This is a genomic window from Carnobacterium maltaromaticum DSM 20342, from assembly GCF_000744945.1.
GTDB classification, from domain to species: Bacteria; Bacillota; Bacilli; order Lactobacillales; family Carnobacteriaceae; genus Carnobacterium; species Carnobacterium maltaromaticum.
This window is the reverse complement of record NZ_JQMX01000001.1, coordinates 3,098,646-3,123,060: the sequence shown is the minus strand read 5'-3', so window position 1 is coordinate 3,123,060 and position 24,415 is coordinate 3,098,646. Positions and strand designations below refer to the sequence as shown.

26 protein-coding genes are annotated in these 24,415 nt (G+C 36.1%); 9 read left to right on the top strand and 17 right to left on the bottom strand.

Features of this window, described 5'->3' with window-relative positions; translation table 11 throughout:
- Positions 1 to 44: 44 nt before the first annotated feature.
- On the bottom strand, positions 45 to 956 hold the full coding sequence (locus BR77_RS14550) for a helix-turn-helix transcriptional regulator (protein WP_015077294.1): 912 nt from the start codon (positions 954 to 956) through the stop codon (positions 45 to 47).
- Positions 957 to 1,150: 194 nt separating this feature from the next.
- On the opposite strand from BR77_RS14550, the gene BR77_RS14545 reads away from it, so the two are divergent.
- Positions 1,151 to 1,633 (top strand): siphovirus Gp157 family protein, encoded by a 483-nt coding sequence (locus BR77_RS14545; protein ID WP_010051414.1) that lies wholly within the window; start codon positions 1,151 to 1,153, stop codon positions 1,631 to 1,633.
- 91 nt (positions 1,634 to 1,724) lie between these two features.
- Here the strand turns inward: BR77_RS14545 and BR77_RS14540 are convergent, their stop codons facing one another.
- Positions 1,725 to 2,207 carry a tetratricopeptide repeat protein gene (locus BR77_RS14540; RefSeq protein WP_015077295.1) on the bottom strand — a complete coding sequence of 161 codons (483 nt, stop codon included), beginning with the start codon at positions 2,205 to 2,207 and terminating at the stop codon, positions 1,725 to 1,727.
- Positions 2,208 to 3,299 carry a D-alanine--D-alanine ligase family protein gene (locus tag BR77_RS14535; protein ID WP_016356595.1) on the bottom strand — a complete coding sequence of 364 codons (1,092 nt, stop codon included), beginning with the start codon at positions 3,297 to 3,299 and terminating at the stop codon, positions 2,208 to 2,210.
- Positions 3,300 to 3,474: 175 nt separating this feature from the next.
- Here BR77_RS14535 and BR77_RS14530 point away from each other — a divergent pair, with 175 nt between their 5' ends.
- Both BR77_RS14530 and BR77_RS14525 read left to right on the top strand, forming a co-directional pair.
- Positions 3,475 to 4,881, top strand: coding sequence for a polysaccharide deacetylase family protein (locus BR77_RS14530; protein WP_035065447.1), 1,407 nt, complete (start codon positions 3,475 to 3,477; stop codon positions 4,879 to 4,881).
- Between the two features lie 120 nt (positions 4,882 to 5,001).
- The gene (locus BR77_RS14525) at positions 5,002 to 5,319 is read left to right on the top strand and encodes a hypothetical protein (RefSeq protein ID WP_016356596.1); all 318 of its coding nucleotides are present in this window, start codon (positions 5,002 to 5,004) and stop codon (positions 5,317 to 5,319) included.
- 163 nt (positions 5,320 to 5,482) lie between these two features.
- Here the strand turns inward: BR77_RS14525 and BR77_RS14520 are convergent, their stop codons facing one another.
- On the bottom strand, positions 5,483 to 5,782 hold the full coding sequence (locus BR77_RS14520) for a hypothetical protein (RefSeq protein WP_015077300.1): 300 nt from the start codon (positions 5,780 to 5,782) through the stop codon (positions 5,483 to 5,485).
- Between the two features lie 155 nt (positions 5,783 to 5,937).
- Between BR77_RS14520 and BR77_RS14515 the strand changes: the two genes are divergently transcribed.
- On the top strand, positions 5,938 to 6,900 hold the full coding sequence (locus BR77_RS14515; protein WP_015077301.1) for an exonuclease domain-containing protein: 963 nt from the start codon (positions 5,938 to 5,940) through the stop codon (positions 6,898 to 6,900).
- Positions 6,901 to 7,004: 104 nt separating this feature from the next.
- On the opposite strand, the gene BR77_RS14510 is transcribed toward BR77_RS14515, so the two are convergent.
- The 9 genes from BR77_RS14510 to BR77_RS14470 all read right to left on the bottom strand — a co-directional run bounded on the left by BR77_RS14510 (position 7,005) and on the right by BR77_RS14470 (position 16,482).
- Positions 7,005 to 7,268: a type B 50S ribosomal protein L31 gene (locus tag BR77_RS14510; RefSeq protein ID WP_010051403.1), complete on the bottom strand. Its 264-nt coding sequence runs from the start codon at positions 7,266 to 7,268 to the stop codon at positions 7,005 to 7,007.
- Between the two features lie 138 nt (positions 7,269 to 7,406).
- On the bottom strand, positions 7,407 to 8,702 hold the full coding sequence (rho, locus tag BR77_RS14505) for a transcription termination factor Rho (protein ID WP_015077302.1): 1,296 nt from the start codon (positions 8,700 to 8,702) through the stop codon (positions 7,407 to 7,409).
- A 15-nt stretch (positions 8,703 to 8,717) separates the two neighbouring features.
- Positions 8,718 to 9,986, bottom strand: a complete 1,269-nt coding sequence (locus BR77_RS14500; protein WP_015077303.1) for a UDP-N-acetylglucosamine 1-carboxyvinyltransferase — start codon at positions 9,984 to 9,986, stop codon at positions 8,718 to 8,720.
- 258 nt (positions 9,987 to 10,244) lie between these two features.
- Entirely contained in the window at positions 10,245 to 11,840 is a 1,596-nt protein-coding gene (locus BR77_RS14495) for a CTP synthase (protein ID WP_016356597.1), read from the bottom strand.
- Between the two features lie 347 nt (positions 11,841 to 12,187).
- A complete protein-coding gene (gene rpoE, locus BR77_RS14490; RefSeq protein ID WP_010051396.1) occupies positions 12,188 to 12,802 on the bottom strand; it encodes a DNA-directed RNA polymerase subunit delta in 615 nt (204 codons plus the stop codon).
- Positions 12,803 to 12,846: 44 nt separating this feature from the next.
- Entirely contained in the window at positions 12,847 to 13,278 is a 432-nt protein-coding gene (locus tag BR77_RS14485) for a YwiB family protein (RefSeq protein ID WP_010051394.1), read from the bottom strand.
- The gene (locus BR77_RS14480) at positions 13,279 to 14,253 is read right to left on the bottom strand and encodes a sugar-binding transcriptional regulator (RefSeq protein ID WP_015077306.1); all 975 of its coding nucleotides are present in this window, start codon (positions 14,251 to 14,253) and stop codon (positions 13,279 to 13,281) included. It abuts the gene before it with no gap.
- Between the two features lie 228 nt (positions 14,254 to 14,481).
- Entirely contained in the window at positions 14,482 to 15,480 is a 999-nt protein-coding gene (locus BR77_RS14475; RefSeq protein WP_015077308.1) for an alpha-ketoacid dehydrogenase subunit beta, read from the bottom strand.
- A gap of 12 nt (positions 15,481 to 15,492) precedes the next feature.
- Positions 15,493 to 16,482: a thiamine pyrophosphate-dependent dehydrogenase E1 component subunit alpha gene (locus BR77_RS14470; RefSeq protein WP_015077309.1), complete on the bottom strand. Its 990-nt coding sequence runs from the start codon at positions 16,480 to 16,482 to the stop codon at positions 15,493 to 15,495.
- A 264-nt stretch (positions 16,483 to 16,746) separates the two neighbouring features.
- Between BR77_RS14470 and BR77_RS14465 the strand changes: the two genes are divergently transcribed.
- The 3 genes from BR77_RS14465 to yidA are packed head-to-tail and all read left to right on the top strand — an operon-like array spanning position 16,747 to position 19,818.
- Positions 16,747 to 17,619, top strand: coding sequence for a lipoate--protein ligase family protein (locus tag BR77_RS14465; protein WP_015077310.1), 873 nt, complete (start codon positions 16,747 to 16,749; stop codon positions 17,617 to 17,619).
- Positions 17,616 to 19,001: an HD domain-containing protein gene (locus tag BR77_RS14460; RefSeq protein WP_015077311.1), complete on the top strand. Its 1,386-nt coding sequence runs from the start codon at positions 17,616 to 17,618 to the stop codon at positions 18,999 to 19,001. Before BR77_RS14465 ends, BR77_RS14460 begins: the two co-directional genes overlap by 4 nt.
- Positions 19,002 to 19,008: 7 nt before the next feature.
- Entirely contained in the window at positions 19,009 to 19,818 is an 810-nt protein-coding gene (gene yidA, locus BR77_RS14455; protein ID WP_010051386.1) for a sugar-phosphatase, read from the top strand.
- A gap of 114 nt (positions 19,819 to 19,932) precedes the next feature.
- On the opposite strand, the gene BR77_RS14450 is transcribed toward yidA, so the two are convergent.
- Positions 19,933 to 20,112: a 2-hydroxymuconate tautomerase gene (locus tag BR77_RS14450; RefSeq protein WP_010051384.1), complete on the bottom strand. Its 180-nt coding sequence runs from the start codon at positions 20,110 to 20,112 to the stop codon at positions 19,933 to 19,935.
- Between the two features lie 269 nt (positions 20,113 to 20,381).
- On the opposite strand from BR77_RS14450, the gene BR77_RS14445 reads away from it, so the two are divergent.
- A complete protein-coding gene (locus tag BR77_RS14445) occupies positions 20,382 to 20,819 on the top strand; it encodes an organic hydroperoxide resistance protein (RefSeq protein WP_010051383.1) in 438 nt (145 codons plus the stop codon).
- 38 nt (positions 20,820 to 20,857) lie between these two features.
- Here BR77_RS14445 and BR77_RS14440 read toward each other — a convergent pair whose 3' ends face one another.
- Positions 20,858 to 21,304 (bottom strand): NUDIX hydrolase, encoded by a 447-nt coding sequence (locus tag BR77_RS14440; RefSeq protein WP_015077312.1) that lies wholly within the window; start codon positions 21,302 to 21,304, stop codon positions 20,858 to 20,860.
- A 157-nt stretch (positions 21,305 to 21,461) separates the two neighbouring features.
- Between BR77_RS14440 and BR77_RS14435 the strand changes: the two genes are divergently transcribed.
- A complete protein-coding gene (locus BR77_RS14435) occupies positions 21,462 to 22,505 on the top strand; it encodes a YdcF family protein (RefSeq protein ID WP_016356598.1) in 1,044 nt (347 codons plus the stop codon).
- A gap of 50 nt (positions 22,506 to 22,555) precedes the next feature.
- On the opposite strand, the gene BR77_RS14430 is transcribed toward BR77_RS14435, so the two are convergent.
- Positions 22,556 to 23,863, bottom strand: a complete 1,308-nt coding sequence (locus BR77_RS14430; protein ID WP_015077314.1) for a Sapep family Mn(2+)-dependent dipeptidase — start codon at positions 23,861 to 23,863, stop codon at positions 22,556 to 22,558.
- A gap of 27 nt (positions 23,864 to 23,890) precedes the next feature.
- The gene (locus tag BR77_RS14425) at positions 23,891 to 24,409 is read right to left on the bottom strand and encodes a GrdB-related putative oxidoreductase (protein WP_010051379.1); all 519 of its coding nucleotides are present in this window, start codon (positions 24,407 to 24,409) and stop codon (positions 23,891 to 23,893) included.
- Between the last annotated feature and the right edge of the window lie 6 nt (positions 24,410 to 24,415).

The following is a 24,415-nucleotide window of genomic DNA, read 5'->3' as shown; positions in this document are numbered from 1 at the left end:
TTGTTGTTCCTTAACTATAACAGCCTTACCTTGACAGCAGTCTGTCAACTTTCAAGCATAGCTTTAATTTCAACTTGGCGTTGCTCTCTGAGCCATTCTGGTTGGATAATTTGAAGATGTTTGCCAAATGTAAGCAGAAAAGGAATATAATTTTGGCTAGGGCTGATTAGGGTCGTGACTTGAATCCGACCGTCAGGTAATTCGGTCAATTCTTCTTCAACATAAAAATCGACTAATTTACCTAGTTGATTCCCAGCAAATATAAATATAGCTTGCTCTTTGGCTGTTTCTTCTTGCCTATTCGTTTCGCGACTTTTAGGCTGAAAACGATCTACTCCACTAACTTCTTCTAATTCCATTATGCGCGTTAATTTAAATTGACGTTCGCCCTCACGTAAGTAACAGTAGGCATCTAAATACCAACTTCCATTAATAAAACGAATTTCTAATGGTTGAATCTTACGTTTTGAGGTCTCGGCTGTTCCTGAAATATAATCAATCATAAGTTCTTTTTCCTCTGTCAAGGCGCGCAATATTTGCTCTAAACGCTCTTTAACAAAAGCATCAATTTCAGGTCGGTGCTGTGTCGCGCTGGCTAATGAAATTGGCGAAGAATCTGCGGCTTTTTCGGTTGTCAATAAAGCTACTTTTTGAATTAAATCTCCTAAGTGTGGGAATTGTAGTAGCTCTTCTTGCATTTTCAAGCCAGCTAGTAGACTTAATTTTTCTGTCTCAGTAAATGTAAAATGCGAAATCTGATAATTCTCCATTAATGTAAAGCCACCATTTTTACCGGGTAATGAAACGACAGGAATTCCTGCAAATGATAAGGAATCCATATCTCGATAAATGGTGCGTTTACTGACGTTAAATTCTAGGGCTAATTCTTCAGCCGGGATTATTTTTTTATGTAATAATCGGATTAAAATAGCAAACATCCGCTCAATTTTTAACATACTCCACCTAACTTTCATATATTCTAAAGGTCTGACTGACACAATTTTCTAATCGTTATTTTATTATAACAGATTTAAATTAAATTCACCTATTCAAATCGATGACTCATTTTCCAACCTACTTATTTCGATTTTTCTGCTCGCTTTATGCCTAAAATAAGCTATACTAAGAAGAAGAAAAGGAGGTGAACATTTTGCGCCTTTACGAATTAACAAGACAGTATGAGCAGCTATTGGGTTTGGCTGAGGAGGAAGAGATTGCTACACAAGTACTGGAAGATACTTTAGAAGCATTAGAGGAAACCATTTATTTAAAAGTTGAAAACACAGCCAAAGTCATCAAAAATTTAGAAGCTGAATTAATTGGTTTTCAAACTGAAATTAGACGGTTAACAAAACGAAAGCAAACACTGGAAAAAATGATTAAACGCTTAAAACTTTATTTACAAGAGGAAATGGAGCGTATGACACTAGATAAAGTCAATGGTGAATTATTTAACGTTCGAATTCAAAACAATCCCCCTAGCGTCGTTGTCATGGATATTGACAAACTATCGGCTTATTATTTACCACAAGAACCAAAGTTAGACAAAGAAACACTTTTAAAAGACTTATCTGCTGGTAAAGAAATTTTAGGTGCTAAGCGCCAACAAACAAGATCCATCCGTATCACTTAATTTGAAAACAACCAATTTGGTTTATATAAAATAGAAAAAGACGGCCCTAGCTATCAGAAAGCTAATGGTACGTCTTTTTTCACTATCTACTCTACCAGATTTGATCTAACTTATCCGCATAAAAAGCAATTGCTTTTTGGTAGGTTTTAATTTCAGAATCTGTTTCTATCTCACTAATAGTTCGCAATAAAAGCTCCATTGCTTGGCTGTATTCTGCTAAATTGTAATAAGTCATCGCTAGAAAAATTGGATAAACTTTATTTTCTGGAAATTTTTTTAAGGCTTCGAGATAGAGTTGTTTTGATTTTTGGTACGCACCAATTGTTCGGTAGGTACTGCCTAATCCTAAATAGGCCTCGCTTAAATCAGACTCTTCTAAGCCCAACTGGATAGCCTTTTCATAATACGGAACAGCCTCGACTTCTAAGCCCGCCGTATCATGACTCCAAGCACATTGATATAAAAGTTCAGCATTATCTGGATTTTGAGCAATTAATTCTTTTAATAGTTGACAAGACGCAGCATAGTCTCCATTTTGTCTAAATTCAATTGCTTGTAGACGTTTTATTTTCATTTAGTTCACCTGATTTAGGTCAATTTTTCGTTGGATTTTTGCTTCTTTAGCAAATTCTTCCAGCGCCAATTGAATTAATCTTTCCACTAAGCCACCATATGAGATGCCGGAAGCTTGCCATAATTGAGGATACATACTAATATTTGTAAATCCTGGTAATGTGTTCACCTCGTTTATATAAATTTCTTCTTGATTCGTCAAAAAGAAATCAATGCGAGCCAAGCCTTTACATTCTAATAATTTATAAGCAGCAAGGGCTAATTTTTTTATTTTAAGTGTACTTTCTTCAGATATTTTAGCTGGGATTTCTAACACAGCTCCACTTTCATCTAAATATTTCTCTTCATAAGAATAGAAATTGGATTCATCAGTTGAAATACTTCCTAGATTAGAAGCTAGTGGATTTTCATTGCCTAGCACGGCACATTCAACTTCCTTACCAATTAGCTCTTCTTCAATGATAATTTTAGAATCATATTTAAAGGCTTCTATCAGCCCATTCTTGAAACTAATTTGATCGACTGCACGGCTAACACCAACTGATGAACCTTGGTTAGCAGGCTTAATAAAAACTGGAAAACCTAGTTCATTTTCTACTTGAGAGACTAGATTTGGAGCTGTTTCACCAGTTTTGACAGTGATACTTTTAGCTGTTTTAAAGCCATTATAGTTTAAAACTTGTTTACTAAAATCTTTATCCATACACAGAGCAGAGCTTAGTACACTACTCCCAACAAACGGTTTGTTTAATAATCTAAAAAAGCCTTGAATGCTTCCATCCTCACCTAAGTTACCATGTAATATAGGGAAATAAACATCAATTTCATTGGCTTGATTGTCAAAAGGTTGACTAATTAAATGGCTTAAAGTCGTTTCATTTCCATGATTTCTAGCCGTTTCGCCGTCTCCAATCAATAATTGCTCTGATTCGTCAAAGTTTAGTAATTTCCCCTCATTTGAAAAAGCAAAAAGATGTACAGAATATTTATCACGGTCCAGCGATTCTAAAATATTTTTAGCAGATTGTAAAGAAACATGATACTCTGTTGACTTTCCACCAAAAACAACACCGACATTTATTTTCTTATTCATTTATCATTCACTCCTCAGCTCTTTATCTGTTTCTATTTTAGCCCAAACTCTAGTTTTTAGCTATTTAAGAAAGAGTTAAAATCTGCCACCAAAATAAATTATCTTGCATAATAGTGTCTACATTGAGATAATAAAAACATAAGAATTACGTTATTTTATATTGGAGGGTTTAATATTGATTAAAGGCCGTACAAAGATTATATCTATTAGCATTTTAGGATTAGTGTTATTTTTAGGAACTAGCTTGCTTTTTAAAAATCATTTAACTACTAAAAAAATACACGCAGAAAAAATAAAAACCTTCAAACAAATAAAACAAGCTGAAAGCAAAACCGGTAACCCCTTCACCTATCAAAAGAAACAAGTAAAAGAAAGCACACTCCATTTCTTTATTCCAACTGATGCAAAACAGCAACCTAATGAATTGATTGAAAAAGAAATGATTAAGCTGAGTCAGCAATTGCTAAAAGAAAGCCGTAAAAAAAATGAGCTTACTGATTCAGAAGTTTATTTAACGTTTCAAACAAAAAAAACACAAGAACCTACGCAAAATTTTACCGTTTCGGGATGTTTATTTGCAAAAAAAGAGGGCTCTTTTCGTAAAATGAACCAGAAAAAAAATGCACCGATTGTGTTAACGAATAAAACCGGTAAACAATTCGTTTTAGGCGATATTTTCAAATCAAATGACTCCTTAGCAGATGAATTGAAACAACGTGGTGAGGAAATAATTATGTCTAATCAGACTATTTCACTTGAAAAAATAGAAGAGATTGGCAACTTAGACTACCCAAATGATTGGACAGATTCTAATTTTACTTACGATGCTGATAATCTAACTATCCCACTTAAAAAAAATTCATTGGGTCTTGAAAAAATTAGTTACCCAATTGAAGCTATTGCCAATTTAGTGAATCCTGAATTTCTACCACTAAACAAAACGTTACCACCCACTACTAATTCACACTTTAGACCCGGTAAAAAAATTGCATTAACTTTTGATGATGGTCCAAAAGCTGAGGTAACACTAGCTATTTTAAATAGTCTAAAAAAATATAATGCTCATGCAACTTTTTTTGTCTTGGGACAAGAAGCTGCTAACCATCCGGATTTATTAAATCAAATTTTAGCTGACGGACATGAACTTGGCAATCATTCTTGGAACCACTCTCTGCTAACTGGACTCAATCCAAACAACCTTGATGAGGAACTATTAAAAACGCAATTTGCTGTTTATCAAGCAACTAAACAATTTCCAAAATACTTTCGTCCCCCGTATGGAGGAATTAACTCATCTGTTGCTAAATCTCTTTATAAACCGATTATTCAATGGTCTGTAGATACGGAGGATTGGAAAATAAAAAATCCAAAACGAATTACGAATCGGGCATTAAGTGGAGCCTATGATGGAGCAATTATTTTGATGCATGATATTTATCCGACTACTCAACAAAGTCTAGATAATACGCTAAAAGGACTGCAACAGAAAGGCTATCAGTTTGTTACAATTAGTGAGTTACTAGAAAATCCTGCTAAGCCTTTGCATCAGTATTTTGGATCAGAAGACGAGCGGAAAATTTAACTATTTTAGTTTTCCGCTTATTTGACTACTAAGCCAAACCATAGTAAGATTTAACGAGATGTATAAACCGCTTTCTTATTGATTTATACAATAGTTTAGTCATGGAGGAGAAGATAAACTATGTTTGAAGTACACAACTCAACGGATTTATTAACAGCTTTTGATAACAAGGAAGAAGAGTTTGTTATTAAGGGTGACTATTGTAAGGATATTCGCGAGTATGCAAAAAGCCAGTTAAGTGAAACTGAGTTATTGGGGATAGAACTTGGTGGTGCTGGTATTACTTCTCTTTTTGGATATCTTATTGAAGCAGTCATGGACTTATTTAGTCATGAGTCTAAAGAAAAATTAAAAATCGAAAAAAAATTAAGATTGTATAAAATAGAATCTATTGATAAAACAGCCATAAAATTGCGTTTAAGACAACTAGATTATTGAGAATAACGAAGAGACCGAGAAAAATTTTCTCAGTCTCTTTTTGAATTCAACTATACCTGACACCTATTATTTCCTGGGAAATAATAGGTGTCAGGTATAGTTTATCGCCAAAGTAATCTAAACTTCTAATTACTCTTTAATTATTTATTTTATCTATTTTTTACTAAAAACCCATATTGGATAATGCATCAATTGCCGTCATTGTCGTTTCACTAGTCTTCCGTGCCGCCGCCGTTTTATCTTTCGTTTCAATGCTTACTAAATGTTGCTTATACACTTTGTAGGTTGTTTCTTTACTCGCAACGTAAATAATAAAGCTTTCCCGATCTTGTTCGCAGGCTTCTTGCCAAGCTTCATTTTGATTTTCAGCTTCCACATCATCTACAACAATTGCTTTCCCATCAATAGTATGAAATGTCACTTTGTAAGTCATTTTCATTCCTTCTTTCTTTTTCTTAATCATACCAAATTCTTAAATTGATTCCTACTAATATGGGTTCCACCAGCTATTTTTTAATTTTGTAAACTATGTTATCATAAAAGTAATATGTTCATCAAAAAAATAATTGGTTGAGTTGGCTAGAGCTAAAAACTCATCTAAATTGAAGGAGCGATACAATGTCCGATTTTATGACAAAAAAATATGATGTGTTAGCAATTGATTTTGAAACTGCCACTAATAATAACTACTCTGCTTGTTCTGTAGCTGTGGCTCTAATTAGAGATCTTGAAATTATTGATTCTCATTATTGGTTAATCCAACCGCCTCATAACCGTTATTCCGCAGCTAATACTGCTATTCATGGGCTAAGCAGCTCTGATACGCGTGACGCCTTGCAATTTCCAGATATTTGGCCTGAATTGCAAACCTTAATTCGTTCGAGTGCTTTTGTCAGTGCTCATAATGCTCAGTTTGATATGTCCGTTCTTCATGAAGTCTTACACTATTATCAACTTCCAATTGACGATTTTTCTTATTTTGATTCCATTAATTATAGTACTAAAGCTTGTGCTGGCGAAAGAATCCCAAGTGGTTTAAAAGAACGTTGCCAACGATTTAATATCATTATTGAGGAACATCACAATGCACTTTCTGATGCGCTTGCTTGTGGAAAATTAATTATTGCTGCAACTAAAGAAAAAAACAAAGCTTCTAGCCTTGAGTATCTTAATGCTTATTCTACCGTTACATCAAAAAAATTCTCTGAATTGAAAGCAAGTAAATTTTTTAAGAAACCTAGTACATCGACTGCTAACTTTAATCGTGTCGATTTAAATCAAATCAATGCTATTCAAGAAAATAGTCAATTAAGCCATCCGGATTTTTCAGAAAAATCCTTTGTTTTTACTGGTGAATTTAAGAATGCCAAAGATGAATTGATGCAAGCTGTCGTTGAAAGAGGTGGCATCATTAAATCCGCAGTTTCTGGTAAGACTGATTATGTAGTTGAAGGAGTCCAAGACTTATCGATTGTAGGTGCAGATGGCTTTAGTAGCAAACAGCGCAAGGCTAGAGAACTGATTGCTAAAGGTTCTAGTTTAACCCTTCTAACTGAAAAACAGCTAGAGGAGCTTTTGTAATTCCCTAGGCTTTCTAATTTATTTTAGAAAGCCTTTTTCAATAAAAAAAAGCCCTTAAATCGTTGTCGAAACAACGTTTTAAGAACTTCTCTAAGCTATCAGAATTACTCTGCAGCGTTTTTGTCTTTGATACCGTATTTTTTGTTGAAACGATCGACACGACCATCTGCTTGGGTGAATTTTTGACGCCCAGTGTAGAATGGATGTGAATCAGATGTAATTTCGACACGGATTAATGGGTATGTTTGACCATCTTCCCATTCAACAGTTTCTTGTGAGTGCTTAGTAGAACCCGACTTGAATTTAAAACCTGTTGTTGTATCCATGAAAACTACTTGATGGTAATCTGGATGAATTCCTTGTTTCATAGTTTGTACGCTCCCTTTGCCCTGATTCATTTGCTGGATCAGAGTTATTTTTGTCTCTACGACAACATTAAAATAATACCACGCTTTGGTGATGATTGCAATGCAATTTCCATATTATCGTGATTTTTATTTCAAGCTTTATTTTCGGATTGTTCGATTGGTTCGCCCTTTACCGAAGGCTTCTTCGCTAAAACTAGCAAAAAAATCAGCATTCGTTTTGGTTTTACGTAAAATCTTAATAAATTTGTCTGTAAACTCTAATGAATCGCCTGTCATTAAACGACGTAACTTCCAAATCTCTTCTAATCGTTCACCTGGCATTAGCAATTCTTCTTTACGTGTACTTGATTTTTTAATATCAATAGCAGGGAAAATACGGCGCTCAGAAAGTTCTCGTGAAAGATGCAACTCGGAGTTCCCAGTCCCCTTAAATTCTTCATAAATAATGTCATCCATACGGCTACCTGTATCGACTAAGGCCGTTGCTAAAATGGTTAAACTACCGCCTTCTTCAATATTACGAGCTGCACCGAAAAAGCGTTTTGGTCGATAAAAGGCTGCTGGATCAATCCCACCACTTAACGTTCGTCCACTTGGCGGAACAACTAAATTATAGGCCCGAGCTAAGCGGGTGATACTGTCCATTAAAATAATAACATCCCGTTTGTCTTCGACTAAGCGCATAGCACGCTCTAAAACAAGTTCTGTTACACGAACATGGTTTTCGGGTTGCTGATCAAAAGTCGATGAAACTACATCGCCTTTGACACTTCGCTCAATATCCGTTACTTCTTCTGGGCGTTCATCAATTAATAAAATAATTAATTCTGCATCTGGATAGTTTTTTGTGATGCCATTCGCAATTTCTTTTAATAAAATTGTTTTCCCAGCTTTTGGTGGAGCCACAATTAAACCACGTTGTCCAAAACCAACTGGTGCTAAAATATCAATCATTCGATTCGAAATTTTAACCTGTTCTGTTTCTAATTTCATTTGACGTTCTGGGTAAAGTGCCGTTAAGGCTGGAAAATGTGAGCGCTCTTTGGCTTCTTCAGGATTTTTCCCGTTGACCTCATTGACATGCATCAACCCGTAATAACGTTCGGAAGGCTTAGGTGGTCTAGCTTTACCGGTAATTTTATCCCCATTTCTTAGACCAAAACGTCTAATTTGTGACACTGAGATATAAATATCTTCCTGACTCGGAGTATAATTAATTGGGCGTAAAAAGCCAAACCCTTCTTGAGAAACAATATCTAATACACCTTCAGCAACAAAGAAACCTTGCTTCTCTTCTTGGGCACGGAGAACGGCTAAAGACAATTCTTTTTTATTCATTTGGCTATAATAAGGAATTTTAAAGTCTTTAGCAAATGTATAAAGTTCTTTTAATGTCTTTTTTTCTAGTTCTGCTAGCGTTAGTAAATCACCCATTCGTGCAACTCCTTCTTATTTGTCTTCTACTTCTATCATTTTAATATCTGCACCAAGGGCAGTTAATTTTTCTACAATATGGTCATAGCCACGTAAAATATTTTCAACACCTGTAATGGTTGTCGTACCTTCTGCCATCAAACCAGCTGTCACTAAACAAGCTCCGGCACGTAAATCACTCGCTTCAACCTCGACGCCTTTTAGCTTAGTTGGACCTTCTAATAGAATCATATCCGTTTCCACTCTGGCTTTAGCACCCATTCTAACAAGTTCTGGGATGTGTTTCACTCGTTTTGGATAGATGGTATCAACAATCATCCCTTCGCCATGAGCCTTTAATAATAGTGGCGTTAATGGTTGTTGTAAATCTGTGGCAAATCCAGGGTAAGGTAAGGTCTTAATGCTAACCATCTTCAGATTTTTCGCTTCTAATACTCGAATACTGTCTTCCCCAATTTCCATGGGTACACCCATTTCTTCCATCTTTGCAATTAAACCTTCTAGATGCTCAAATATAACATTTTTCACAACAACATCGGTTCCCATTGCAGCTGCCATTGATAAATAAGTACCCGCTTCAATTCTATCTGGGATAATGGTATGACGACAGCCTTTTAATTCCGTTACGCCTTCAATACGGATAATATCTGTTCCAGCCCCACGGACTTTAGCTCCCATATTATTCAATAGTGTGGCAACATCAATAATTTCTGGTTCGCGAGCTGCATTTTCAATAATAGTTTTGCCTTTTGCTCGAACTGCTGCCAGCATTAAATTAATTGTTGCACCAATTGAAACAACATCCAAATAAACTCGAGCTCCAGTTAATCCCTCGTCTCCAGAACGTAAGTACATCGCGCCTAGTTCATTGTCTACTGTAGCGCCTAAAGCTTCAAACCCTTTTAAATGTTGGTCAATAGGACGAGGGCCTAAAAAACAGCCACCAGGTAGTCCAACGACACCTTGACCAAATTTACTTAATAAAGCACCCATAAAATAATAGGAAGCTCTCAAACTTTTTATTTTGCCACTAGGCATCGGGATTGAGACTATTTTTGTAGGATCAATCACAAGTGTTGAGCCATCAAAGTCAACTTTAACATTCATTATTTCCAATATCTCAATTAATGAATGGACATCTTGAATATCTGGTACGCCTTCCAATGTTACTGGGGAATCGGCTAGAATCGCTGCTGGAATTAAAGCTACCGTGCTATTTTTAGCACCACTAATAGTTATTTCGCCTGACAATGGACGTCCGCCATTGACGATTAGTTTTTTCATTTAGTTGCCCTCACTTTTAGTTATCGTCTATTTTTTATTCGTTTTATTTTTAATTTAGGTAAATGATTGAACACCTATTACCATAATAGAAAATAAAATCTAAAAATACAATAGGACATCTCTAATCTTATAGAATCTTTCTGGGATTTATGGCAAAATAAGGAACAATTTTGCTGCTACTTTTTTAGCTTTAAACTTATTTAACCACTTAAAAATCCTCCTTAAACCTACAATTGTCAGTTTAAGGAGGAGAAATTTTTATTTTACAGAAGCACCAATGAACGCTTTAAATAGTTTTTGCGGACGAGTTGGTCTAGAGATCAATTCTGGATGGAACTGACACGCAACATAAAATGGGTGATCTGACAATTCAACAATTTCAACTAAACGGCCATCAGGTGATAAACCTGAAAAGACTAATCCGGCTTCTGCCAAGGTTTCACGATAGTCATTATTAAATTCATAGCGATGACGATGGCGCTCTTCAACTACAGCTACATTGTCATAAGCTTTAGCAGCAACTGTTCCTGGTTCCAACGTACAAGGATACAATCCTAAACGCAATGTTCCGCCAAGATTTTCAACATTTTCTTGATCACTCATTAAATCAATAATATTGTTTTCACACGTTGGATTAGTTTCTGCTGAATCAGCATCTTTCAAACCAACTACATTCCGAGCAAACTCAACACAGGCTAGTTGCATACCTAAACAAATACCTAAAAATGGCACTTTATTTTCACGCGCATATTGAATTGCCGCAATTTTACCTTCTAAGCCACGGTCACCAAATCCACCAGGAACAAGAATTCCATCAGCATCTGCCAAGAGACTTGCAACATTTTCAGTCGTAACTTGCTCTGCATAAACCCAATCAATCTCGATATCTGTATCATAATCAAAGCCAGCATGTTTCAAAGCTTCAACAACAGATAAATAAGCATCTGGTAGTTCAACATATTTCCCAACTAACGCAATTTTTGTTTTTTTCTTTAAGTTTAACACTTTTTCTTCTAACTGAATCCATTCTGTCATATCTGCAACAGGAGCATCTATTTTTAAATGGTCACAGACAATTTGATCCATCCCTTGCGCTTGTAACGCTAATGGAATCGAATAAAGAGTTTCAACATCGCGAGACTCAATCACAGCTTCTGGTTCAACATCACAAAATGAAGCTAATTTATCTTTCAAATTTTGTGGAACAGGTTTTTCAGTTCTGACAACTAAAATATTAGGTTGGATGCCTAAACTACGTAATTCTTTGACACTATGTTGCGTTGGTTTTGTTTTCATTTCACCTGCAGCATTTAAATAAGGAATCAAAGTTGTATGAATGTACATGACATTTTCTGATCCAACATCAGCTTTCATTTGACGCAAAGCTTCTAGGAAAGGCAAAGACTCGATATCTCCAACGGTTCCCCCAACTTCTGTAATCACAATATCCGCTTCTGTTGTTTGAGCAGCACGCATAATTTTTTCTTTAATTTCATTGGTAATATGAGGAATAACTTGTACTGTAGCACCTAAGTACTCACCCTTGCGCTCTTTTCTTAGCACTTCTGAATAGACTTTACCTGTTGTTACATTTGAATATTGATTAAGATTAATATCGATAAAACGTTCATAATGACCTAAATCTAAATCCGTTTCTGCTCCATCATCAGTTACAAAAACTTCTCCATGTTGGTAAGGACTCATGGTTCCTGGATCAACGTTGATGTACGGATCGAATTTTTGAATCGTCACTTCTAAGCCACGATTTTTTAGCAATCGGCCTAACGAAGCCGCTACAATCCCTTTTCCTATTGAAGATACAACGCCACCTGTTACAAAAATATACTTGGTCATTAAATCGAACTCCTTCTTTTTTTATTTGAAATTTTGAATTCTTCGTTACTTTAACGAACTAAACTCAATTTTTCTGAATGCACCTATCTAGATGACTAACTTTTTAAAATCAAATAAACGAAAATCGTTATTTAATTTTACTTATTCTAGGGTTCGTTTATAAAAAATAAAAGAAAGCCCCCCATTCATAATGAACAGGGAGCTTGATTATCATTTTATCTCATTGGTCCTGCAAGATTTCTCTTTAGGGAGCCCAATAAAGATAATACAATCTAAAGAGCCAATCGTCAAGAAAATTATGCTTTTTCTCATAATTTTATTCAATAACATATCGTTCTTTATTATTCTTATATTTTATCTTCTTCTTCGTCAGCAAATTCATCTTCGTCTTCATCATCTTCTTCAATTAAAGTCAATGAACCTTCAATACCATCTGGCAACTCGTCTTCTTCGTCTTCATCCGCACCAATCTCAGTTAAATCTGATTTGTAAGCGACTAAATCGTTTTCTGACTCTTCTTCATCATCAATAACGACACCTTCTTCGTCAACTAAAACAACGTCTTCGTCTTCTGGATCATCATCGTTATAATCAATTACATCATCATCATCTGTATTTGGAACAAAAGCACTGACTTTCTTACGTTTTTTACGACGTGGAACTTCATCTTCTTCCTCATTCGAATGAGACACTTCTTCATCAATTGAATCAATCGGGAACCATGAACGTAAGCCCCAACGATTTTCACCTAAAGAAATAAAACTTCCATCAATGTTTAAATCTGTATAAAATTGAGGGGTATTTTTCTTCATTTTACCAACAGTAATGCCTAAATATTTCTGAATAGCCGTTACTAATTCAGAGAATTCTAAGACATCTCCTTTTTCATCTAAAATGGCATGAGCTACTTCAATCATCGACAATTCTTCTTTTTTCATACCGTCAAATTGTTTTAATTCCACATTCGCCACGTCCTTTCAACAGTCTACTCTTTATCATACAATAATTAGGCAGTAAAAAGCAATTGTAATTTGTATTCTCCTAATTTTTCTTCACCTAAATACAAATCATAGTGGATTTCTATTTCACCAGAAAAGGGTTGATCTCTTAAGCTGACTTGCATTTTATTTGTCATAGTCTCTAAAGCTACGACTCCTTGAGGGGTATTATAATTTGTAACATAACGTTCACCTTTACCAAAACGCAATCGTGTTCGCGTCTCACCAGCACGAATTAATGTAATTGTGCCATCGGCTTCAACTTTAATAGTAACTGGAATTTCGATGTCACCTTCTACTTCTATATAACGTAAATAAAGACCAGAACCCATTTGTACCATTTGTCCCATTACATCGAAAACATGTTTTTCTGGTTCTGCATATTGGGTAACTTGTGTCTCCAGATGAATTTTTACATCTGTACCTGCTTTTAAATCCATTTATTCTACTCCTTTATTTTCTATTTCAGTTGACTGACTTAATTCTTCTGCCATTCTTTGATCAATTACTATAGTATCTAATATACCAGCCATTAGCAAAGCTTTAATACTTAAAATTTTATCCAAGCCTGATGCAACAGCGATGACATTCTTAACTTTGCGTAAATCTTCAATTGTCACGCCCATCAAACGCTGAGTTAAATCTGTGCTTAATTCTTTTCCTGTAGCATCAAAAAATGAAGCCACTGCATCACCTACTACACCTAGTTCTTTTAGTTTTTTTAATTCAGCACTATGAATATAAGCAAGTTCTTCCCAGGTACTTGATGTAACTGGGTTTCCAACGCCAATAATTGCCATGTCGACTTGCTTGGCTTTTTTCAACGCCTCCAATGCAAGACTTGATGTTTCTAATATGTGCTTCAACTCTTTACTTTCAGCCAAAGCTGGTGCATAAAAATAGGTACATTTAGCTGAACATTTTTGCGAAAATAAAAAAGCTAAATGATTGGCATCTAAAAACAAATGATGACTAGCAACCCCTCCTACCAAAGGATGAATCGTTACATTTGGATAGCTAAGAAAAGGCATTTCATCAATAACTTCAGCCACAGTTGTTCCCCAACTAACGCCAACACTGCTAACTTGATCTAATTTATTTGCAACATATAAGGCTGCCGCTCTAGCAACATTTTTCTTTAAAGTTGCTGGAGAATTATCTTGTCCATCTGGCACGACAATAACATCCTTAAGTTGAAATTTCTTTTCGATTTCTAAGGCTAAAGAGATTGAATAAGCATTTTCATCCTTGATATAAATTTCCACAATACCAAGATCACGCGCTTCTCGTAACAACTTTGAAATAACTGGACGAGAAATTCCAATTTTTCGGGCAATTTCAGCTTGGGTTAAACCTTCTGAATAATACATCGTTGCTACTTTTAAAATTTTCCGTCGATCCTCAGTGTATTTCATTGTCTGTCTGTTCTCCTTAATAAAAAGTTTGTTGAGCCGGTTAGGCCTGGCAGAAAAATAGGAAATTCCAAGAAAAGTGGCTCTTTACTTTTTTGGGAATTTATCTTTTTTCCGAAGGACTGGCTCAAAAGAACTAGCCTTGAATAAAAAGCTCGTTGAGTCGGGTAGCTCCGGCAAGAAAATAGGAAGAATGGCTATTTTCACCATTTCGCTTTTTAGTCAAACACTCTACTTCTCTTTAACTAAGCTTGCTTCCATCACTTCTAAGGCTGCTTGATAAATATCCTCGACTTGAGGAATCGCATTTTTTTCTAAGTCTTTCTGATAAGGCATAGGTACTGCAGCTCCACCTAGTCGCTTAATTGGGGCTTTTAGTTGGTAAAAAGCCGAGCTTTCTGCCACGACACTAGCTACCTCACCACCAAAACCACTGCGTTTAACCGCTTCATGAACCACTAATAAACGTCCAGTCTTTTTCACAGAATTAATAATCGTTTCAGTATCTAATGGTACCAATGTTCTTGGGTCAATAACTTCCAAAGAAAGGCCTTTTTTAGCCAATTCTTCTGCAACGTCTAATGTTTTGTGTACCATAATCCCTGTTGCAACTACGGTAATATCACTCCCTGCTCGTTTGATATCAGCCACGCCTAAGGGAATAATGTATTTTTCATTTGGAACATCTGAAACTGTTTTGTAGCAAAGTTTATGTTCATAAAACATCACGGGATTATTGTCAGCAATCGCTGCATGCAGCAAACCTTTTGCATCATATGCAGTCGCTGGTTGTACAACTTTTAAGCCAGGGATGTGAGCCGTCCAATTTTCTAGACTTTGGGAATGCTGAGCAGCCGCACCTGTTCCCGAACCGCCTGCTGTGCGCATCACTAAGGGAACTTGAGCTTTTCCCCCATACATATAATGGATTTTTGCCGCCTGATTTACAAGTTGATCCATTGCAATCGTAATAAAGTCGGAGAATTGCAATTCAATAATTGGGCGTAAGCCAGTAATCGCTGCGCCAACTGCTGCTCCAGCAATCGCACTTTCTGATATTGGTGTACAACGAATCCGTTGACTCCCGTATTTTTCGATTAAGCCTTTCGTTGCTCCAAAGCCACCACCATATACACCAATATCTTCGCCTAATAAAAAGACTGTTTGATCTTCAGCCAGCGCTTCATCTAGCGCTTCGTTAATGGCTTCAATATAAGTTAATTCTCTCAAAACTAGTCCCTCCTATTCTGCGTACACATCCGTATATAAATCAGCTAGCGTTGGATTTTCACCCAGTCGAGCTTCTGCTACGGCTTCTGCCACTTTTGCTTGCGCTTTGTGCTTAATTTCAGCTAGTTCTATTTCACTAGCAACTCCTTCTTGTTCAAAGAGTGTCGCCGTCAATTTTAGGGGATCTCGTTCGATCTGCCATTGCTCTTCTTCTTCTTTCGTTCGATAAACACGCTTATCTGACTTAGAATGACCCTTGAAACGATAAGTTAGAGCTTCTATCAAAGTCGGGCCATGCCCGTCCTGCGCCCTTTTAATAGCTGTTTGAGTCGCATCTAAAACAGCAATGATGTCATTCCCATCAATTGTGACTCCTGGGAAACCATAACTATCTGCGCGCATAGCCAGCCTAGGAATGTTAACCATCTGATCAATCTTACTGCTCATACCATACTGATTATTTTCAATGAAGAAAATCACTGGTAAATTCCAAATGGAAGCCATATTTAAGGCTTCATGAAAACTACCTTCGTTTGTTGAACCATCTCCAGCGTAACAAATAGTCACAGCTCCTGTTCCTTGCATTTGAGCACTCAAAGCGGCTCCAACTGCAATTGGATAACCAGCTCCAACAATTCCATTGGATCCGATGTTTCCAGTTGCCAATTCAGCAATATGCATGCTGCCGCCTTTGCCGTGATTCGTGCCATTTTTCTTACCAAATAGTTCCGCCATCATAGCTGTCATACTGGTTCCTTTTGCGATTGTATGTCCGTGACCGCGATGGGTTGAGGTAATCCAATCGCTTGTCTTTAATAAATATCCTGAAGCTGCTGCTGTTGCTTCTTGCCCAATCGATAAATGCGTTGTTCCATGAATTTCTCCAGCACGAAATAGAGCTTCAACTTGTTCGTCAAAAAAACGGATTTCCCACATGACTTGATAGATTTCTTTTAACTGATTATCTGTTAGACCTGCCAAATTTTGAATGTGGCTCGTCATCCTCTCACCTACCTTTACAAATGTTCTCACTTTGATCAATTGTAAACAGTATAGCCTTTTTAGCAAATTCAGGTCAAGAAATCTGCCAAACTCTTAGCATTTTTTTAAAATTCGGCAGAATATCGGCTATCTTGTCTTATTTTTGTTATAATAGCTAGGTAGAAGGAGTTCAGAGCAAAAATAAGTTCGTTTGCTTTGATATCCGATTAGATTAATGAATAAAGAATCCATGCTAATTTTTAGCTTATAAAGGAAGAGGATTACATGTCTGAAGTAAAACAGATTGATTATTTAAAAGAACAAAGCTATACCTTGTACGACTCTGATACTATGCCTTTTTCTAATCGTTTTTTATCTCATTTCGCATTAGGCGATAGTTTAATTAAACGTGTTGGAGAAGCCCAAAAAGAACCAGTTTTGCATTTTTGGACGGCGGACGAGCTTGTTATTTTAGGTATGATGGATACAAAATTGCCCCACTTTTCAACTGGATTAGACAGTTTAGCCCGTTACAATAAAAATTATATCGTTCGCAACGCTGGCGGTTTAGGTGTTGTAGCAGATGCTGGTGTGTTAAATCTTTCAATGATTTTTCCTGACAATCCAACTCATAAAATCAGTATTGATGAAGGCTACCATTATATGTTTCGCTTGATTCACAACACCTTCAAAGCTTATGGGAAATCAATTGAAGCATACGAAATTACGGAATCTTATTGTCCGGGCGATTTTGATTTAAGTATTGATGGCAAGAAATTTGCTGGGATTGCCCAACGTCGCTTACGGAATGGAATTGGTGTTATGATTTATTTGAGTGTCAACGGCAATCAAGAAAAACGTGCTGAAATGTTACATGATTTTTACCATGAAGGGCTGCAAGGTGAAGAAACTAAATGGAAATTTCCACATGTAAACCCTGCGGTTATGGCTACACTAGAAGAACTATTAGATACGTCATTTTCAGTTTCCGATGTCAAAAAAATGATTTTAAAAACCTTGTCTGATAATAATAATACCTTAATTAAAGGACAGTATGATTCTGATTTAGTTGCTGATTACCAAGTAGCATTCGGAAAAATGGTGCAACGCAATGAACAAATGTTGCAAGAAAATTTGAATAAGGAGTTGTTGTTATGAATTTTGTCCCGTATAAAGATCAACTACTGCCTGTTGAAAAAGTTTTTCGTGATCCAGTCCATGACTACATCCATGTCCAATATCAAGTCATTTTAGATTTAATTGATAGCCGTGAGTTTCAAAGATTACGCAGAATCAAGCAACTAGGCACGTCTTCTTATACGTTTCATGGTGCAGAACATACGCGTTTTACTCATTCACTAGGTGTCTATGAAATTGCTAGACGAATCTGTGATAAGTTTTCTAGAAACTTTCCAATGGTTGTCCCTGGCGACGGAGGGTGGGATGATTCAGAACGCTTAGTGGTCCTTTGTGCCGCTTTGTTACATGATATTGGTCACGGCCCTTATTCTCATACTTTTGAACGGATTTTTGAGACGGATCATGAAGCTATTACGGTGGCAATCATTACTTCGGAAGAAACGGAAGTCAATCGAATTTTGAAACAAGTTAGTTTTGATTTTCCTGAAAAAGTTGCGAGTGTCATTCAAAAAACGTATCCAAATCCGCAAGTTGTTCAATTAATTTCTAGTCAAATTGATGCCGATCGTATGGACTATTTATTGCGTGATGCCTATTATACTGGGGTTAATTATGGTACATTTGATTTAACTCGAATTTTGAGAGTCATCCGCCCTTATAACGAGGGAATTTCTTTCCAAATTTCGGGGATGCATGCGGTTGAAGATTACATTGTTAGTCGCTATCAAATGTATATGCAAGTTTATTTTCACCCTGTTTCAAGAAGTATGGAGGTCATCTTAAACCATCTATTGAAACGAGCAAAAGAACTTTATTTGAGCCCTGATTATGAATTCCAATCACCGGTTCAGTTACTTGCTCCTTTTTTTGAAAAGAACTTTTCACTAACGGATTATCTTAATCTTGACGACGGCGTTCTAAACACTTATTTTACCCAATGGCGGACTGAAAAGGATTCGGTTTTAAGTGATTTGGCACATCGTTTTCTTGATCGACATGTATTTAAATCTGTTTCATTTGATTTAGCAACTGATTTAGATATCATCGAAAAAATGAAGATGTTGATTACCGAAGCTGGCTATGATACTGATTACTACACGGCATTAAATAATAGTTTTGATTTGCCGTATGATTTTTATCGTCCTGAAACGGTGAATACACGAACCCAAATTGAGTTAGTCCAAGCAGATGGCAGTTTTATTGAGTTGTCGAAAGCTAGTGATATTGTTGCGGCAATCACAGGAAAAACTCGTGGAGATGAGCGCTTTTATTTTCCAAAAGAACTTTTAACACCTAAAGTGACGACTGAAATCAATCTTTTCGAAGCTATTTTTGAAGAATTTACACACTATATAAAAAATGGTGCTATTGTGCACCCTAAAAATGAATTGGAGGAATGAATAAAAAATGAGTATTGAATTAATTGCAATTGATTTAGATGGAACGTTATTAACCCCAGAGCGTGTTGTCAGTCCTAGAGTAAAAGCAACGATTGCTGAAGCGAAGGAAAAAGGTATTAAAGTGGTTATCTGTACAGGGCGCCCATTACCTGGCGTGACTCATTTATTAAAAGAGCTTAATTTAGAAGAAGAAGGCGATTATGTCATTACTTACAATGGTGCCTTGGTTCAAACAGCCCATGATGGTGAAGCGATTGCTCATCATACTTTGGACTTTGATAACTTTTTAGAAATCGAGGGATTAAGCCAAGAACTTGGTGTTCATTGTCATGCCATTGACCGTGATAGTATTTATACAACAAATAAAGATATTGGCTACTACAGTGTTTATGAAGCGATGTTGACGAATATGTCTTTAAAATATCGTAGTGTTGAAGAGATGGATCCTAACATTGAAATTAGCAAAATGATGATGATTGATCCACCTGAAATTTTAGATCCGGCTATTGCTAAGTTTCCAGCTGGTTTTACAGAAAAATATACGACTTTAAAAAGTGAACCTTTCTATTTAGAAGTGTTGAATAAAGATGCTAGCAAAGGTCAAGCAGTTCGTGATTTAGCAGGAATTTTAAATATTCCTCGTGAAAACATCATGGCTATTGGAGACAACGAAAACGACAGTGACATGCTAGTTTACGCAGGAATAGGCGTAGCGATGGGCAATGCTGTTCCAACTGTTAAAGCGATTAGTGATTATGTAACTGAAACAAACGTAAACGATGGCGTGGCAGTAGCTATTGAAAAATTTGCCTTTTAATACCAAGGTTCCAAATGACTAACAAATAGCAGTATTTAGATAGTAACAAAACTCCCAGCAGATTAGATTTTTTCAATCTAATCTGCTGGGAGTTTATTTGTATTTTCTATCCTACTACCCTTTTAATTGACCATTTTGAGCATAATCAGAAGGTTCCATGTCACGTAAAATAACATGGATATTTTCTCCTGGAGCTCCAGTATTTTTCATTACTGCTTCGGTTACATCTTTAACAAGTTGTGCTTTTTGTTCAGCTGTTCTGCCAGCTAACATTTCAATATGGACAAATGGCATTCCAATCACTCCTATTTTTTCATTTATATTTGATTATTTGATTATTTGATTTAAGAATAGCATTACACTCTACAGTCGTCAATCTAAAAGCTGTCTGCCTCAACTCCTAAAAACCCTGTCTAACTACTTTAACTTTTTTAAGTATGAGTAACTAAAATAAGACCTATATTTGATAGGCAAATAGTCTTTGAGCAGATGATTCGATTTATTTATTTTTAAAGAGTAAAATAAGTAAGTAAGATTAAAAAGATACGAGGGGAGTTTTTATTATGCCAGATTCTAAACAGTTGTACCAAACAAAAGCGATTAATACAGGTGGTCGTAATGGTGAAAGTCATTTACCAGATGGATCTTTCTCAGTTAAAATTTCTACACCTAAAGATATGGGTGGCAAAGGGCAAGGAAGCAATCCTGAGCAATTATTTGCTTTAGGATATAGCGCATGCTTTAATTCTGCCTTAGAGCTTGTTATGGGCCAAGAAAAAGTTAGCGGAAAATCTCAAGTTACAGCTACAGTTGAGCTACTTTCTGATCCAAGTGATAATGGTTTTAAATTAGCTGTTGAATTGGATGTTGCTATTGAAGGTAAAGAGTTAGATCAAGTTCAAGAACTTGCTGATAAAGCACACCACGTTTGTCCATATTCTAAAGCAACTAGCGGTAATATTGATGTGACTGTCAAAGCTGTTGCTTTCCAAGAAATTTAATACTAAAAAAGAGGATGGAATTTTTCCAACCTCTTTTTTTATTTTTCTAATGCTAGATATTGTTCAACTGCCCATTTATGGCTACCGCGTTTTAATTTTTCTATTGCTGTGGGAATATCCATCCACTCTAACCCATTAAAATCTTCTAAAGGCGCACATTTTTTATGCCAACTTTTGGCTACATAAAAATAGCCCGGATTATGATAATACTTTTTTCTGAATGTAGAATAGTAGAAGTCTTCAGCTTCACCTAGATATGTTCCAATTTCAATTTCACAGCCTAATTCTTCCATAACTTCTCGATGAAGCGTTTCTTCATTTGTCTCGTTTCCTTCTATTTCGCCCCCTGGCAATAGATAGGCCCCATTTGGTGGTGAAACTAACAAAAGTTGATCTTTCGCTTGATTCAAGATCAATATATAGACCCCAATTCGGATATGATAGTCTTGTTCGTCAATTTTAGTTCCAAAACGTTTTACGTCCATAGTCTTTCTCCTAATCTCTTTTTATTTATTTTACCAGATTTTTTCTCATTTTACTCTAATATTTCACTTAATTTATTAAAAACAACCTCATTTATTCTATCATTGCTCTTTTTTTGTTATACTGTCCTTAAGTATTATGATTATTTAGGAGGAAATTATGGTTTTATATTATCTAACGTTGTTTTTCTTTATTATTTTTGCTGTCTCTTACATTCAAGATCGACGTAAAATTATCAATGGTTTTTTATTAAATCTGTTCTTATTTTCAGGCTGTATGTTACTTGCCTTTCAAGCTTATGAGACACAAAACCCCATTTTAATGACTATTTTTATTATTCTTGTTGCAATTTTTTCTTTCTTTGCTCTATTCGGAGCGGTCTTATTAATGGGTTTCTCATTTTGGAATGCACGAACTGTAATAAAAAAAGAAGGACGTAACTTTTCGAATCTACTCACACTCTTCTTGGGCTTTGGTATTTTGTTTATGATTATACTTTCTTTTTTCGATTTAAATGCCCTGTTTCCTAGTTACGTTGTTTCGATTATCAGCTTTATTTATCTAGTTATCTTTTATTTCTTTTTTATCTTCGTCAATTTCTTAGTTGCTTCGCTCGTTTATCAACTTTATCGTCCTCGCTTAAATAAACATTTTGTCATTGTTTTAGGAAGTGGCTTAATTGATGGACATATCGTCCCACCTTTATTAGCAAATCGTATCAAAAAAGCCCTGGCATTTTACGATCGGCAAGCAGCTAAAACCTCACCACCAAAAATTATTTTTTCAGGTGGGCGTGGGGATGACGAAAAACTAGCCGAGTCTGTTGCTATGCGAGCCTACGCTATTGAACATGGTTTGCCGGCAGACGATGCTTTAATTGAGGACCGTTCTGTAAATACTTTACAAAATATGCTCTATTCGAAAGAAATTATGGATACTAGAATGAAGGGACAAAAATACAAAGTTATCTTTTCAACAAATAATTTTCATTTGTTCCGTGCTGGAATTTATGCGAAAAAAGCTGGCCTAAATGCTCAAGGTATTGGCGCAAAAACAGCCTTTTACTTTTGGCCAAATGCAATGATTCGTGAGTTTATCGCTATTATCGTGATGCATAAAAAATTCCATCTTTTATTGATTGGCTCGATGGCTTTAGTTGGGATTTTGCTACAATTAGCCCTCTGGTATTCTAATACCCATTAATCCCAAATAGGGAAGAACACATCTCAATATGAGCGTGTTCTTCCCTATTTTTATTTAGCTAATTCAGCCATAGTCACTGCGTAAATCTCCATATTCTTCATTAAATCAGTCAAATCCATATATTCATCCTTATTATGAGCAATCCCTTTTTGACCTGGGAAAGACGGACCAAAAGCAACAATATTTGGCATAGTTCTCGCATACGTTGCACCTGTTGTAGTCACTGGTGTACCATCCATTCCTGTACATTCTTCATAGACTTCCTGCATTATTTTTAACATAGGATGGTCTAACGGAAACGAAGTTGCAGGCATTTTCCGAATAATTTGAAGTTGACTATCCATTGGTAAATGCTGTTTCAATTCCACTAGAATGTTTTCTTCAGTGACAGAGACCGGATAGCGAATTGAAAGTGTTAAATGAACTTTGTTTTTCTCTATTTTAAACGCATAGGGTGTTAGCATTAATTTTCCTGAAGCTTGATCTGAGAAATCAATACCTAAACCAGACCCATCATGTTTAAGGTGGAGTGCTGTTGCCAACCAGCTAAAATAATCAGCTAATTCCCCTGTAAAAAAGTGTTCATTCGTTGCTATTTCAGCAAATTTAGTCAGAACATTCTCTCCCATTTCAGGTGCATTACTTGGAGCTCGTTTGCCCTCAATCAGAATTTCTTCCCCGTTTTTCAAGGTAACTTCTAAATGATCGGGTACGGAACTACGAGTAAAAGTCCCTTTAAAGTTAGAGATCTGTTTTAACTCTTTTTCAGGCATTACTGTTACGATTTCAATCCCAACTAAGCCACGCTCCCCATATACAGCTGGATACTTACAATCTGGCGTAAATCCATAGATTGGCGGTTTTTCGGTGGCTAAATAAAGAGGGATATCGGCTGAACCACTTTCCTCATCTGTACCAAATAAAATCCGAATGGTTTTACTCAAAGGGATATTTAACTCCTTTAACACAGCTAAAGCATATAAGGTACTGATGGCTGGTCCTTTATTATCTAAGACACCACGGCCATATAAAACTCCGTTTTCTAAGGTTAAATCAAATGGCGGATAAGACCAACCACTACCGGCCTCAACAACATCCAAATGCCCAACAACGCCAATATACTCGTCATTATTCGTTCCATATTGAGCATACCCCACAGCATCACTAACTATCTTTGTTTCAAACCCCAGTGCGCTAGCTAAATCTAAAGCTGTTTCTAAAGCCTTTTTCGGACCGTTCCCGAAAGGAGCTCCAGTTTCAGCAAGACCTTTAACACTATCCACTTTCATGACTTTTTTCAATCCAGCCAAAAATTCGGCTTCTTTTCCCTTAACAGCTGCTTTTATTTGTTCATGCATCCGTTTTTCACCTCGCCCTGTTCTTTCTTAAAAACAAAATTCCGCTTCTAAACGCGCTGTATCTTCCAACTTTCCTTTTGCCACAACTAACTGCGCCATATGTTTAAAGGAATCATTTAAACCGATTCCGCCTTTTTTAGGCATTTTTACAATAGGAATATCATGTTGATAGTTTGCAGTAGCTGGATTTTCAGCTGACATGGCAGCAATTGCTGGGATCCCATTTTCATTCATAGCTTTGGCTAGCGAACCACACATTTCTCCAAAGTTTGGATAGTGCATGGCAGGACCACATAAAACAGCATCTGCTTCAAATTTTTTAGAAAAACCAATAAATTTCTTTTTGACCTCAGCTTCATTTTCTAAAAAATAACGATCGCCACAATACAGAGTTGCTACGATAGTACCACCAAAAGATTCAATTAATGGTTCTAAAGTCATCCCAGGTCCAATCGGGCTTTTCTTTCCACCTGGAGCTAATAGTGCATTTTCATCACTCCCCATGCCGGCTTGGACATGATTTAAAATTAAAACTACTTTAATCATTTTTTT

What these genes read in the sequence shown, in the direction of transcription:
- BR77_RS14550 (WP_015077294.1), bottom strand. Translation starts at nt 956, where the DNA reads ATGTTAAAAATTGAGCGGATGTTTGCTATTTTAATCCGATTATTACAT.
- BR77_RS14450 (WP_010051384.1), bottom strand. Translation starts at nt 20,112, where the DNA reads ATGCCATTTGTCCATATTGAAATGTTAGCTGGCAGAACAGCTGAACAA.
- BR77_RS14480 (WP_015077306.1), bottom strand. Translation starts at nt 14,253, where the DNA reads ATGAAATACACTGAGGATCGACGGAAAATTTTAAAAGTAGCAACGATG.
- BR77_RS14520 (WP_015077300.1), bottom strand. Translation starts at nt 5,782, where the DNA reads ATGATTAAGAAAAAGAAAGAAGGAATGAAAATGACTTACAAAGTGACA.
- yidA (WP_010051386.1), top strand. Translation starts at nt 19,009, where the DNA reads ATGAGTATTGAATTAATTGCAATTGATTTAGATGGAACGTTATTAACC.
- BR77_RS14445 (WP_010051383.1), top strand. Translation starts at nt 20,382, where the DNA reads ATGCCAGATTCTAAACAGTTGTACCAAACAAAAGCGATTAATACAGGT.
- BR77_RS14535 (WP_016356595.1), bottom strand. Translation starts at nt 3,299, where the DNA reads ATGAATAAGAAAATAAATGTCGGTGTTGTTTTTGGTGGAAAGTCAACA.
- BR77_RS14510 (WP_010051403.1), bottom strand. Translation starts at nt 7,268, where the DNA reads ATGAAACAAGGAATTCATCCAGATTACCATCAAGTAGTTTTCATGGAT.
- BR77_RS14460 (WP_015077311.1), top strand. Translation starts at nt 17,616, where the DNA reads ATGAATTTTGTCCCGTATAAAGATCAACTACTGCCTGTTGAAAAAGTT.
- BR77_RS14525 (WP_016356596.1), top strand. Translation starts at nt 5,002, where the DNA reads ATGTTTGAAGTACACAACTCAACGGATTTATTAACAGCTTTTGATAAC.
- BR77_RS14540 (WP_015077295.1), bottom strand. Translation starts at nt 2,207, where the DNA reads ATGAAAATAAAACGTCTACAAGCAATTGAATTTAGACAAAATGGAGAC.
- BR77_RS14495 (WP_016356597.1), bottom strand. Translation starts at nt 11,840, where the DNA reads ATGACCAAGTATATTTTTGTAACAGGTGGCGTTGTATCTTCAATAGGA.
- BR77_RS14500 (WP_015077303.1), bottom strand. Translation starts at nt 9,986, where the DNA reads ATGAAAAAACTAATCGTCAATGGCGGACGTCCATTGTCAGGCGAAATA.
- BR77_RS14440 (WP_015077312.1), bottom strand. Translation starts at nt 21,304, where the DNA reads ATGGACGTAAAACGTTTTGGAACTAAAATTGACGAACAAGACTATCAT.
- BR77_RS14435 (WP_016356598.1), top strand. Translation starts at nt 21,462, where the DNA reads ATGGTTTTATATTATCTAACGTTGTTTTTCTTTATTATTTTTGCTGTC.
- BR77_RS14430 (WP_015077314.1), bottom strand. Translation starts at nt 23,863, where the DNA reads ATGCATGAACAAATAAAAGCAGCTGTTAAGGGAAAAGAAGCCGAATTT.
- BR77_RS14465 (WP_015077310.1), top strand. Translation starts at nt 16,747, where the DNA reads ATGTCTGAAGTAAAACAGATTGATTATTTAAAAGAACAAAGCTATACC.
- BR77_RS14485 (WP_010051394.1), bottom strand. Translation starts at nt 13,278, where the DNA reads ATGGATTTAAAAGCAGGTACAGATGTAAAAATTCATCTGGAGACACAA.
- BR77_RS14470 (WP_015077309.1), bottom strand. Translation starts at nt 16,482, where the DNA reads ATGACGAGCCACATTCAAAATTTGGCAGGTCTAACAGATAATCAGTTA.
- BR77_RS14515 (WP_015077301.1), top strand. Translation starts at nt 5,938, where the DNA reads ATGTCCGATTTTATGACAAAAAAATATGATGTGTTAGCAATTGATTTT.
- rho (WP_015077302.1), bottom strand. Translation starts at nt 8,702, where the DNA reads ATGGGTGATTTACTAACGCTAGCAGAACTAGAAAAAAAGACATTAAAA.
- BR77_RS14425 (WP_010051379.1), bottom strand. Translation starts at nt 24,409, where the DNA reads ATGATTAAAGTAGTTTTAATTTTAAATCATGTCCAAGCCGGCATGGGG.